Origin of the sequence: Caballeronia glathei (assembly GCF_000698595.1) — a bacterium.
GTDB lineage: Bacteria > Pseudomonadota > Gammaproteobacteria > Burkholderiales > Burkholderiaceae > Caballeronia > Caballeronia glathei.
The window spans coordinates 130,119-142,647 of the sequence record NZ_JFHC01000005.1 but is presented as its reverse complement, the minus strand read 5'-3'; the positions used below and the strand labels follow the sequence as shown (position 1 = coordinate 142,647).

The 12,529-nt window shown below is 66.1% G+C and carries 9 protein-coding genes; 7 read left to right on the top strand and 2 right to left on the bottom strand.

The window, feature by feature from the left end:
* Positions 1–2: 2 nt before the first annotated feature.
* Positions 3–263: a hypothetical protein gene (locus tag BG61_RS05975; RefSeq protein ID WP_075584118.1), complete on the bottom strand. Its 261-nt coding sequence runs from the start codon at positions 261–263 to the stop codon at positions 3–5.
* Between the two features lie 255 nt (positions 264–518).
* Positions 519–920: a transposase gene (locus BG61_RS05970; RefSeq protein ID WP_035933996.1), complete on the bottom strand. Its 402-nt coding sequence runs from the start codon at positions 918–920 to the stop codon at positions 519–521.
* A gap of 413 nt (positions 921–1,333) precedes the next feature.
* Here BG61_RS05970 and BG61_RS05965 point away from each other — a divergent pair, with 413 nt between their 5' ends.
* From BG61_RS05965 to infB, 7 genes are all read left to right on the top strand, one after another.
* On the top strand, positions 1,334–2,248 hold the full coding sequence (locus BG61_RS05965; RefSeq protein WP_035933998.1) for a LysR family transcriptional regulator: 915 nt from the start codon (positions 1,334–1,336) through the stop codon (positions 2,246–2,248).
* A 110-nt stretch (positions 2,249–2,358) separates the two neighbouring features.
* A complete protein-coding gene (locus tag BG61_RS05960; RefSeq protein ID WP_081867989.1) occupies positions 2,359–3,627 on the top strand; it encodes a pyridoxal phosphate-dependent aminotransferase in 1,269 nt (422 codons plus the stop codon).
* A gap of 466 nt (positions 3,628–4,093) precedes the next feature.
* Positions 4,094–5,167: an SMC-Scp complex subunit ScpB gene (scpB, locus tag BG61_RS05955; protein WP_035934000.1), complete on the top strand. Its 1,074-nt coding sequence runs from the start codon at positions 4,094–4,096 to the stop codon at positions 5,165–5,167.
* A gap of 122 nt (positions 5,168–5,289) precedes the next feature.
* Positions 5,290–7,107 carry a 23S rRNA pseudouridine(2605) synthase RluB gene (gene rluB, locus BG61_RS05950; RefSeq protein ID WP_035934002.1) on the top strand — a complete coding sequence of 606 codons (1,818 nt, stop codon included), beginning with the start codon at positions 5,290–5,292 and terminating at the stop codon, positions 7,105–7,107.
* 441 nt (positions 7,108–7,548) lie between these two features.
* On the top strand, positions 7,549–8,007 hold the full coding sequence (gene rimP / locus BG61_RS05945; protein ID WP_035934004.1) for a ribosome maturation factor RimP: 459 nt from the start codon (positions 7,549–7,551) through the stop codon (positions 8,005–8,007).
* Positions 8,004–9,479 (top strand): transcription termination factor NusA, encoded by a 1,476-nt coding sequence (gene nusA / locus BG61_RS05940; RefSeq protein ID WP_035934005.1) that lies wholly within the window; start codon positions 8,004–8,006, stop codon positions 9,477–9,479. The genes rimP and nusA overlap by 4 nt, the downstream gene beginning before the upstream one ends.
* A 92-nt stretch (positions 9,480–9,571) precedes the next feature.
* Positions 9,572–12,529: a translation initiation factor IF-2 gene (infB, locus tag BG61_RS05935; RefSeq protein ID WP_035934006.1), complete on the top strand. Its 2,958-nt coding sequence runs from the start codon at positions 9,572–9,574 to the stop codon at positions 12,527–12,529.

The window sequence follows — 12,529 nt, the reverse complement described above, 5'->3', positions numbered from 1 at the left end:
AATCAGTGACGGCGCGGCTTGTCGTCGTGTCCGGTTTCCGGCCGCGCGCGCACGTTGCTCGCGATGTCGCCGCGCAAATCGCCGCGCGGAGCGGGCGGTGTGGTTTCCTTCACGCGCGATCCGTCCTGGGACGATACGGCCGCCCGCGCGCTTGCCTGCAGGCTGATGTCACCCGGTTGCGGCGGTGCCGGCGTTTGACCCGCGGCCATGCCGCCAAGCAATGAAACCACAATGCCGCATCCGAGCAGTGACATTGGTTTCACGTTAAGCCCCCTTCAGGCCCTGTCGAACCTGTTGCTAGCTCATCAAGTTATGCCTGAGCAGCGGGGCACGCTGTAAAGAATGGTAAATAGTTGTTTCGCGACAGGGATGACGGAGGACGCGATGCTGCCGGCGCACGCGGGCGGCGCGGCAGGCAGGGAACGAACGTGGGACGGGCGCTTTACCGCTGCGCGGCCCGGTCCGACGACACAAGACGTGCGGAGCAATCCGCCCGTCTTTCTGAGGGAGCGTTGATATCAGGCCATCTTGGCCGGCGCGCGCCACGATTCCGGATTGGTCCAGAACGCGCCGCGCAGGCGGTCGCGGCTCGGCGGTGCGGGCGGCTTTGCCGCCGTGGAGCCGATGCGGCCGCGCAACGACACTTCACGGCCGTTGTTGCCGAGCCGCTTCACGATTTCGGCAAGCGTGCCGTCCGCCTGCCATTCGTCGAAGCGCCGACGGCACGTCGGCGGCGACGGATAGCGGCCCGGCAGTTTCGACCAGCCTTCGCCAGTCGACAAAACCCACAGCACCGCGTTGACCACGGCGCGTGCTTCGACGCGCGGACGGCCACGTCGCTCGCTGCGAGCCGGTTCGGCGCAGAAAAGCGCCTCAACCAGCGCCCACTCGTTATCTCTCAAATCGTCGAACAGCATCATGTTTCACCTCAGCGAAGCTAACCCCGGTGCGCTGCCCCGCGCCGCGCACTCTGGTCGGAATCCGAAGAACGAATACCAGGCAGGTCGGAGCAGCCACTGCGGCGGACGATTTGCGTTTGATTCCGCAGCGACGCCGACCCTGTGCGCAAGGAAATGCGAGAACCGTGCCATGCGTGCAGCAAATTCCGGGAAACCCGCGTGGCAGTAGGCTGGCGAGATGCCAGCATGGCCCGTATCAGACCCGAAATGCTGTGTTCGCGAAATCGGGACAATCACCAATCCTGTGCAATAGGCCCTTCCTGCGTGCGCGAGCGCCGTTTTGTTGCACCGCAGCGTGTCGCGGATCGAAATAATGTCGGGCGATTGTTTACCTATAATCGCGCATAGACAGGCGCCATCCATGAGATTGATGAATGAATCCGACGCTCAATGTGACGCTGCGGCAACTGCGAGTGTTTATCGAAGTGGCGCGGCTTTCGAGTTTCAGTCGCGCCGGCGACGAAATCGGGCTCACGCAGTCGGCGGTGAGCCGGTGCGTGCGCGAGCTGGAAAGCGAAATCGGCCTCAAGCTGATCGACCGGACGACGCGCGAGGTGCAACTGACCGATGTCGGCATGAATCTCGTTGGCAGCGTGTCGCGGCTTCTGACGGATCTCGACGAGGCGCTGCGTGAAATACGCGATCTCGGCGAGCAGCGGCGGGGGCGGGTGATCGTTGCGGCGAGCCCGACGGTCGCATGCCGGCTGATGCCGCGCGTGATCGCAGCGTGCCTTGCGCAATTTCCGCTGATCGCGCTCAGCCTGCGCGACGACGTGCAAAGTGACGTATTGCGTCAGGTGAAATCGGGCGAGGTGGATTTCGGCGTCGTGATCGGGCCCTTCAGTTCCGACGACCTCCACGGCGAACCCGTGATGACCGATTCGTTCTGTCTCGTCGCGCGGCAGGACCACCGGCTTGCCCGGGAGCACGAAGTGTCCTGGGCGGCGCTCGCAGGCGAGCGGCTCGTGATGCTCGATTACGCGTCCGGCAGCCGGCCGATCATCGACGCCGTCATGCGCGAGCACGCCGTGAGCGCCGAGGTCGTGCAGGAACTCGGGCATCCGGCGACGGTATTCGGGCTGGTCGAGGCGGGAGTCGGCGTCAGCGTGCTGCCGCGGCTCGCCTTGCCGCTGCCGGCGCACTCGGCGCTCGTCGCGCTGCCGCTCACGCCGCGCGCCGAGCGCACGGTGGAGCTCGTGCGGAGGCGGGACCGGTCGCTCTCGCCCGCGGCAGAATCCGTGTGGGGGCTGATCGCGTCGCTCCCGAAGCGCGCCGAGGAACTGGATTGAGCGCATCCGTGACGCCGCACGAGGCCACGGTGCGGGCGGGCACGGCGATCGGAAGCCGGACGGCAAGTTAGACTTGGACATCTGAACATTCAAATTGACGGGGGCGGGTGATGAGGGAGTCGGAAGAGGCGGCGACGGCCGGGACGGGCGCGCCGGAGGGCGATGCGCGCAGCGCCCAAAATGCGGCAGACACACCGGGTGCACCGGGCGCACCAAATGCGCGCGACGCCGTTCGCGCGCTGCGGCCCTCGCAAATTCGCGAGGTAGCGAACGCGGGCTTCGGCGTGCCGGACGTGCTGCCGTTCTGGTTCGGCGAGTCGGACCGGGTGACGCCGCAGTTCATCCGCGACGCCGCGAGCCGCGCGCTCGCCGACGGCGCCACGTTCTACACCCACAATCTGGGCATCGCGCCGCTGCGCGAGGCGCTCGCGGACTACGTGAGCGCGCTGCACGGCGAGACCACGCCCGGCCACGTCGCGGTGACGAGCGCCGGCGTCAACGCGCTGATGCTCGCGGCGCAACTGGTGGTCGGCGCGGGCGACCGCGCGGTCGCGGTCACGCCGCTGTGGCCGAACCTCGTCGAGATTCCGAAGATTCTGGGTGCGAGCGTCGAAACGGTGTCGCTGACCTATGGCGCAGACGGCTGGACGCTCGACGTCGAGCGCCTGCTCGCCGCGCTCACGCCCGGAACGCGCATGCTGATGATCAACTCGCCGAACAATCCGACCGGCTGGACGATGACGCGCGAAGCGCAGCGCACCGTCCTCGAGCATTGCCGGCGGCACGGCATCTGGATCGTCGCCGACGAAGTCTACGAACGGCTCCATTACGGTGCGCACGGACGCCCCGCGCCGTCGTTCCTCGATCTCGCCACGCGCGACGAACGCGTGATCGCGGTCAATTCGTTCTCGAAGGCATGGCTCATGACGGGCTGGCGGCTCGGCTGGCTCGTCGCGCCGGCGGGCCTGATGGACGACCTCGGCAAGCTCGTCGAGTACAACACGTCGTGCGCGCCGTCTTTCGTGCAGCAGGCGGGCGTCGTCGCGGTGCGCGAAGGCGAGCGCTTCACGCAGTCGCTCGTCGCCGATCTGCGCGCGAGCCGCGATCATCTGGTGGCGGCGCTGCAGTCGATTCCGGGCATCGACGTGCGTTCGCCTGCAGGCGCGATGTATCTGTTCTTTTCGCTACCCGGTGGAGAGCACAGCCTGGAACTGTGCAAGGCGCTCGTGCGGGAAGCGGGGCTCGGTCTCGCGCCGGGCAGCGCGTTCGGCGAGGAGGGCGAGGGCTTCGTGCGCTGGTGCTACGCATGCGACCCGGCGCGGCTCGACGCCGGAGTGGCGCGCTTGCGTGGATTCCTGGCGTCGCGGGGGCTCGCCTGAGCGGCCTGTCGAGCGGCTTTCCCGGAATACGCGCCGCGCGGTTCCGGGGCGGCCCCGCGGGCGGCACCAAATGCCGCGTCTGCTGCCCGGACAGCGCAGGAAGTGCTCGACGTGAGCGTTTGCCGGGTCGAATGTTTCACCTTTACGCACCGGTTCTTTTTGCGTAATATGGCGCTCAGTCACGCGCTTCCGCCTTGGAAAGTGCTACTCCGTCCGGCTGGGATGGTTCGGCGGTCCGCCAGAAGTACCGCGATTTTTCTGCATCGCGCTGGCCGATCGCTCGGTTCGCCTCCCCCCGGTGCGTGCTCCCAATCAATATGACCGATCAAAATCGGGCGAGCGCGTCTTGAAATTCCGCGTCCAGTTTCATCGTCCGCAGCGTTCGTTTGGTGCGCTCGAGTTCGCTCCGGCCCGCATACGCCCGATTGATCCGGTTCATTGACCACACAGGGTCGGACCTAGCTGCATGAATACCCAAGAGGCGAAGATCGTCCTCGAGACTGCTTTGATCTGCGCGCAGGAGCCGCTGAAACTCGGTGAGTTGCGCAAGCTTTTCGCCGACGATATATCGGCAGACACCGTTCGCACGTTGCTCGAAGGCCTGAAGCAGGACTGGTCGGGGCGTGGCGTCGAACTGGTCGCGCTGGCGTCGGGATGGCGTTTTCAAAGCAAGCCCGCGATGCGGGGTTATCTCGATCGGCTGCATCCTGAAAAGCCGCCCAAATACTCGCGTGCCGTTCTCGAAACGCTCGCGATTATTGCGTATCGGCAACCGGTTACGCGCGGCGACATCGAGGAAATTCGCGGCGTGACCGTGAACACGCAGGTCGTGAAGCAACTCGAAGACCGCAGCTGGATCGAGGTGATCGGCCATCGCGACGTGCCGGGGCGCCCGGCGCTGTACGCGACGACCAAGCAGTTTCTCGACGACCTCGGTTTGAGCGCGCTCGACGAGCTGCCGGCGCTCGACAATCCGTCCGCGCAGTTCGAGGCGGCACTGCTCGCGCAGCATTCGATCGAGTTTCCCGACAGCGAGGCGGCCGCGGGCCGCGTCGCCGCCGCAGCAGACGGACAAGGCGTGCCGGCGCAGGATCCGGGCGATGCCGGGGAACGCGGCGACGCGCTCGAAGTCCACGTGAAAGAGGAAGCAAAAGCGGCTGCGGCCGAAGCGGCGAACAGCGCCGTCCCGGAAGACGCACAGCCCGAAGCGCTCGCGCAGGACCCGTCAGCGGAACAGGCGCCGGGTCAGGCCGACATCGCCGGCACGCGGGATGCTGAAGAGGCGTACGGCGTCGCCGCGCGGGAAGCCGTCGAAACCAGTGAACCGGCCGGAAAGCCGCAGGCGTTGACCGGCGCGAACGACACAGAACACGCAGTACCCCCGAGCGACCCGGCGCGCCACGAAACACCGATGGTTGCGTCCGGATCGGAGCCGGAGCAGGCGAAAGAGGGCGATCCGGACGATCGCGATACCGCCGCGCCGGACGAAAACGTGCTGACCGACGACGACACCGACGAGCGGACCGCACGCCGCGCCTGATGCAATTGCACGGACCCTGATCCGGCTGTCCATAAAGACCAGCTGAGAAGATCAGCCGACGATCAGCGGATATTTTTGACGCGCCCGCGACGGGCGCGCGACCCGACACATTTGAGGTTGTTTTGACACATTCCCACGACAGCGATTCGCCCGAATCCGAGCGCCCCGTTCGTGCCACGGACGCACAAGGCCCGTCCGATGCCGCCGAGGGCGACGACCGTCCCCGCCGCGGCTTGCGCCGGGGACCGCGCAGCCTGATCGCGCGGCGCCGGGCCGTCGCGAAGACGAAGGGCGCTGAAGCCGCGCCGGCAGCCGGGGCGGTGCCAGAAGCGCCTCCGGATGGCGTCGTCGTCGCGCAGGTGCGCATGCCGCGCAAGGACGCGGCCGGCAAGGCGCCGCGCAACGCCGACGGCAAACGCGAGCCGCGCGAACCGCGCGCACCACGCGAGGGCAATCGCGAGCCGAGGGAGCCGCGTGAAGCCAAGGAAGGCCAGCGAGAGGGCGGACGCCGGCAGGGCGCGCAAAAGCGCGGCAAGCGCGACGACGCGCCCGCACTGGTGCCGAGCGCCGCGGCCGCTGCGGTCGACGACGTGTTCGCTTACGTCACGTCGCCCGCGTTCGACGCCGACAACAACGCAGGCGGCGTGCGCGCCCCGATGCTGCGCCGCGGCCGCAACGCGCCGCAGCAAAAGCGCGTGCTGGAACCCGACGACGATGCGCCGAAGCTCCACAAGGTGCTCGCCGAGGCGGGCATGGGCTCGCGCCGCGACATGGAAGAACTGATCATCGCGGGTCGCGTGTCGGTGAACGGGGAGCCGGCGCACATCGGCCAGCGCATCATGCCGACCGACCAGGTGCGCATCAACGGCAAGCCGCTCAAGCGCAAGCTCGCGAGCAAGCCGCCGCGCATCCTGCTGTATCACAAGCCGACCGGCGAAATCGTGAGCCATGCCGATCCGGAAGGCCGTCCGTCCGTGTTCGACAAGCTGCCGCCGATGAAAACGGCCAAATGGCTCGCCGTCGGCCGCCTCGACTTCAACACGGAAGGCCTGCTGCTGCTCACGACCTCCGGCGATCTCGCGAACCGCTTCATGCATCCGCGCTACAGCGTGGAGCGTGAGTACGCGGTGCGCGTGGTCGGTGAACTCTCCGAAGGCATGCGGCAAAAGCTCCTGAAGGGCGTCGAACTCGACGACGGCCCCGCCAATTTCCTGCGCATTCAGGATGGCGGCGGCGAAGGCACGAATCACTGGTACCACGTGGCGCTCGCCGAAGGGCGCAATCGCGAGGTGCGCCGCATGTTCGAGGCCGCCGGCCTGATGGTCAGCCGCCTGATCCGCACGCGCCATGGCCCGATCGCGTTGCCGAAGGGCCTGAAGCGCGGCCGCTGGGAAGAGCTCGAAGACAATCAGGTGCGCAGCCTGATGGCGTCGGTGGGCCTCAAGCCGCCGGCCGAGGAGAAGGGCGGACGCAGCGCGCCCCAGCGCGTTCAGCCCGATCCGATGCAGACGTCGATGGGATTCATCACGCGTGAGCCGGTTTTGAGCTCGCATTCGCGCATGGCGCAGACGCCCACTCGCGGCGGTGCCGCGGGCGGACGGCGCGGCACGGCAGGCGGGTTCGGCAACGCGGACGGCCTGGGCGGCATCGGCGGGTACGGTGCGCGCGGCGCACGAGAGCCCAACGGCAATCGCGCGGGCGGCGAGGCAAACGGCAATCGCCCGAACGGCGCTCGCGCAGGCTCCGGCCAGCGAGGAGGCCGCCCGCAGGGCGGCGGGCAGGGCGCGGCGGGAATGGGCGCCGGCGGCCCGGGCAAGCGTTCCGCGAATCCGGGTGGTCCGCGCCGTCAGGGTGCGCCGGGTGGGGGGCAGGGAAAACCGGGCGGCGCCGGCCGCGGCCCGCGTCCGGCCACGCCGCGCAATCGCACGCGCGGGCGCTGATGAAGCGCTGGTCGAAAACACGCGGCGCTTGAAAAGCGGCGCCTTGCGCACCATTTTGATCACATCCGGTGAGACCAAAAGCGGTAGCGCGTGAAAGCCGCGCATTCGCGTCGACCGACAGTTCGGCACGCGGCCAGCTATGACCGCGTTTCGAACGCAAACGGCCCGAATCGGCGCCGAAACGGCCCTCATCCGGGCCGTTTCGTTTGCGTTTATCCCGAAAAATAGCTAAAATCACAAAGTCGCTGGGCACGCAGTTTCCGCAGTTTCGTTTTGCCGCCCAGATGCGACCTCGGTTTCAAGAAGATGGGCGTTGCGCCCATTTTTTTTTGGCTGTTCGGTTCGGCATCTTGGGCTGCAGGGCGAGGAAGGGAGGCGCGCCGGCTAAGGCGCGGCCCGCAGGTGTTCCGGCGTGGAGCGCGCGAACACCTTGGAGTCACTGTGCATCTGACGGAATTGATAGAAACCACGGTCTCGGGCCTCGGCTACGAGCTTGTCGATCTCGAGCGATCGGGAGGCGGCATGTTGCGCGTCTATATCGACCAGCCCGCCGGAATTGCCATTGAAGACTGCGAGAAGGTCACGCGTCAGCTCCAGTATCTGCTCGAAGTCGAAAACATCGATTACGACCGGCTCGAGGTTTCTTCGCCCGGTCTCGACCGGCCGCTCAAGAAACTGGCCGACTTCGAGCGCTTCGCGGGCAGCGAAGCCGTAATCACTTTGAAAAAGCCGCTGGACGGGCGCAAGTCGTACCGGGGCATCGTGCATGCGCCGAACGGCGAAACGATTGGTTTGGAATTTGAAGGGAAGGACGGCGCCGCAATGCTCGATTTCACGATCGCGGACCTCGATAAAGCACGTCTCGTCCCCAAGGTTGACTTTAGGAGCCGCAAACAATGAGTCGCGAAGTTTTGATGCTGGCGGATGCGCTGGCGCGCGAAAAAAACGTCAACAAGGACGTGGTGTACGCAGCGCTCGAGGCTGCGCTTGCTTCGGCAACGAAAAAGCTGTTCGAGGAAGACGTGGATATTCGCGTCGCGATCGATCGTGAAAGCGGCGAACACGAAACCTTCCGCCGCTGGCGCGTCGTGCCGGACGAGGCGGGTCTGCAGGAGCCGGATCAGGAGATCCTGCTGTTCGAAGCGAAGGAAGAAAAGCCCGACGCGCAGGTGGACGACTACATCGAGCAGCCGATTCCGTCGATCGAATTCGGCCGCATCGGCGCGCAGGCGGCGAAGCAGGTGATTCTTCAGAAGGTTCGCGACGCCGAACGCGAGCAGATCCTGAACGACTTCCTCGAGCGCGGCGAGAAGATCATGACCGGCTCGGTCAAGCGTCTCGACAAGGGCAATTTCATCGTCGAATCGGGCCGCGTGGAAGCGCTCCTGCGCCGCGACCAGCTGATTCCGAAGGAAAACCTGCGCGTGGGCGACCGCGTGCGCGCCTACATCGCGAAGGTCGACCGCACCGCGCGCGGCCCGCAGATCGAGCTCTCGCGCACGGCGCCCGAGTTCCTGATGAAGCTGTTCGAAATGGAAGTGCCCGAAATCGAGCAGGGCCTGCTCGAAATCAAGGCGGCTGCACGCGATCCCGGCGTGCGTGCGAAAATCGGGGTGATCGCGTACGACAAGCGCATCGACCCGATCGGCACCTGCGTCGGCATTCGCGGCTCGCGCGTGCAGGCAGTGCGAAACGAGCTCGGTGGCGAGAACGTCGACATCGTGCTATGGTCGGAAGATCCCGCCCAGTTCGTGATCGGCGCCCTCGCGCCGGCTGCCGTACAGTCGATCGTCGTCGATGAGGAAAAGCATTCGATGGACGTCGTCGTGGACGAGAACGAACTCGCGGTCGCAATCGGCCGCAGCGGCCAGAACGTCCGTCTTGCCAGCGAACTCACCGGCTGGCAGATCAACATCATGACGCCGGATGAGTCCGCGTTGAAGCAGAACGAAGAGCGCGGCACATTGCGCAACCTGTTCATGGCGCGCCTCGACGTCGATGAAGAAGTGGCCGACATTCTGATCGACGAGGGCTTCACGAGCCTCGAGGAGATCGCGTATGTGCCGCTCAACGAAATGCTCGAAATCGAAGCCTTCGACGAAGACACGGTTCACGAACTGCGCAATCGCTCCCGTGACGCGTTGCTGACGATGGCGATCGCCAACGAAGAAAAGGTCGAGGGCGTGGCGCTCGACCTGAAGAGCCTCGACGGCATGGATAGCGAACTGCTGTCGAAGCTCGCGGAACACCAGATCCAGACGCGCGACGAACTCGCCGAGCTGGCTGTGGATGAGCTGGTCGAAATGACCGGCATGGAAGAGGATGCCGCTAAGGCGTTGATCATGAAAGCACGTGAACACTGGTTCCAGTGAGAAATGACCATGGCGCACTGAAATATCGCGGCCGGTTTGGCCGCATGACCGATCTAACAGCAAGGAACTAGTCCTTGCATCAAGAGGAATGAATGGCGAGTAACAACGTAGCCCAATTTGCCGCGGAACTCAAAATGCCTGCGGGCGTCCTGCTCGAGCAGTTGCAGGCGGCTGGCGTCCAGAAAGCGAGCGCTGACGACGACTTGTCCGAGATGGACAAGGCGCGCCTGCTCGATCATTTGCGCAAGTCGCACGGTTCCGCCGACGCCGACAAGCGCAAGATCACTTTGACCCGCCGGCATACGTCGGAAATCAAGCAATCCGACGCAACGGGTAAAGCTCGCACCATTCAGGTCGAGGTGCGCAAGAAGCGTGTCTTCGTGAAACGCGACGAACACGGCGCCGAACAGGTCGTCGAGGCGGGCAATCACGCCGAGGACGAAGTCGACGAAGCCGAATTGCAGCGTCGCGAGGAAGAGGCGCGGCATGCAGCCGAGCTGCTCGAGAAGGAAGCGCAGGAGCTGAAGGAGCGCCAGGAGCGTCTCGAGCGCGAAGAGGCAGAGCGCCGTGCGCGCGAGGAAGCGGCCGAAGCCGAGCGTCGCCGTGCCGAAGAAGAGGCCGCGAAGCGCGCCGCGGCGCAGGCCGAAGCGGCGGAAGTGTCGCGTGCGGCCGCAGCGGTGCGTCAGGAACCGCGTGCGGACGTGCGCGCCGAGAAGAAGGCCGAGGAACCCGCGCCCGCGGACAACGCTGCACGCCAGAACGAGGAGAAGGCCGCCGCCGAGCGCGCCGCTCAGCGCGAAGCGGCCAAGAAGGCCGAGGACGCCGCTCGGGCCGCGACCGAAAAGGCGCGCGCCGAACAGGAACAGATCGCGAAGCGCCGCGCTGCGGCGGAAGCCGAAGCGCGCGCGATCCGCGAAATGATGAACACGCCGCGCCGCGCGCAGCAGGCGAAGCCGGCCGAGCCGCCGCCTGCCGCGAAGCCCGCGGAAGCGGCGAAGCCCGCCGAAGCGAAGGGCACGCTGCACAAGCCGGCGAAGCCGGAAGGCGCGGTGTCCGCGCGTCCGGCCGCGGCGAAGAAGCCCGCAGCGGGCGCGCCGGCTCCGGCGGCGCCCTCCGCGGCAGACAAGAAAAAGCCCGGCAAGGGCGGCTGGCAGGACGACGCCGCCAAGCGCCGCGGCATCAAGACGCGCGGCGACACGAGCGGCGGCGTCGATCGCGGCTGGCGCGGCGGTCCGAAGGGTCGCGGCAAGCATCAGGAGCAGACCACGTTCCAGGCACCCACCGAGCCGATCGTGCGTGAAGTGCACGTGCCGGAAACGATCTCGGTTGCCGATCTGGCGCACAAGATGTCGGTGAAGGCGTCGGAAGTCATCAAGGTGATGATGAAGCTCGGCCAGATGGTCACGATCAACCAGGTGCTCGACCAGGAAACGGCGATGATCGTCGTCGAGGAACTGGGCCACCGGGCGGTCGCGGCGAAGCTGGACGATCCGGAAGCGCTCCTCACCGAAGGCGAAACGACGGAAGAAGCGGGCGAGCGCCTGCCGCGTCCGCCGGTCGTCACGGTGATGGGCCACGTCGACCACGGCAAGACATCGCTGCTCGACTACATCCGCCGCGCGAAGGTGGCGGCGGGCGAAGCGGGCGGGATCACGCAGCATATCGGCGCGTATCACGTCGATACGCCGCGAGGCGTGATCACGTTCCTCGACACGCCGGGTCACGAGGCCTTCACGGCCATGCGTGCACGCGGTGCGAAGGCGACCGACATCGTGATCCTGGTGGTCGCAGCCGACGACGGCGTGATGCCGCAGACGAAGGAAGCGATCGCCCACGCGAAGGCGGGGGGCGTGCCGATCGTCGTCGCGATCAACAAGATCGACAAGCCGGATGCGCACTCCGAGCGCGTGAAGCAGGAACTCGTCGCGGAAGGCGTCGTGCCGGAAGAGTACGGCGGCGATTCGCCGTTCGTGGAAGTGTCGGCGAAGACGGGTCAGGGCATCGACGATCTGCTGGAAAACGTCTCGCTCCAGGCGGAAGTGCTGGAACTGACGGCACCGGTGGAGGCGCCCGCGAAGGGCCTCGTGATCGAAGCGAAGCTCGACAAGGGCAAGGGTCCGGTCGCAACCATCCTGGTTCAGTCGGGCACGCTGAATCGCGGCGACGTCGTGCTGGCAGGCAGCGCCTACGGCCGCGTGCGCGCAATGCTCGACGAAACCGGAAAGCCGACCAAGACGGCGGGTCCGTCGATTCCGGTCGAGATCCAGGGTCTGTCGGAAGTGCCGGGCGCGGGCGAGGAAGTCATCGTGCTGCCGGACGAGCGCAAAGCGCGCGAAATCGCGCTGTTCCGTCAGGGCAAGTTCCGCGACGTGAAGCTTGCGAAGCAGCAGGCCGCGAAGCTCGAAAACATGCTCGAGCAGATGGGCGAAGGCGAAGTGCAGAACCTTCCGCTCATCGTCAAGGCCGACGTGCAGGGTTCGCAGGAAGCGCTCGTGCAGTCGCTGCAGAAGCTCTCGACCAACGAAGTGCGCGTGCAGATCGTGCACAGCGCGGTCGGCGCGATCAGCGAGTCGGACGTCAACCTGGCGACGGCGTCGAAGGCGGTCATCATCGGCTTCAACACGCGCGCGGACGCTCAGGCACGCAAGCTCGCCGAGTCGAACGGCATCGACATCCGTTACTACAACATCATCTACGACGCAGTGGATGAGGTGAAGGCGGCGATGTCCGGCATGCTCTCGCCGGAGAAGCGCGAAGTGGTGACGGGCATGGTCGAGGTGCGCCAGGTGATTCGCGTGCCGAAGGTCGGCCTGATCGCGGGTTGTATGGTGACGGACGGTTTCGTGAAGCGCAGCTCGTCGGTTCGCGTGATCCGCAACAACGTCGTGATCCATACCGGGGAGCTCGATTCGCTCAAGCGCTTCAAGGACGACGTGAAGGAAGTGCGTCAGGGCTTCGAGTGCGGCATGTCGATCAAGAACTTCAACGACATCGTCGAAGGCGACCAGTTCGAGATCTTCGAAGTCACGGAAGTCGCTCGTACGCTGTAA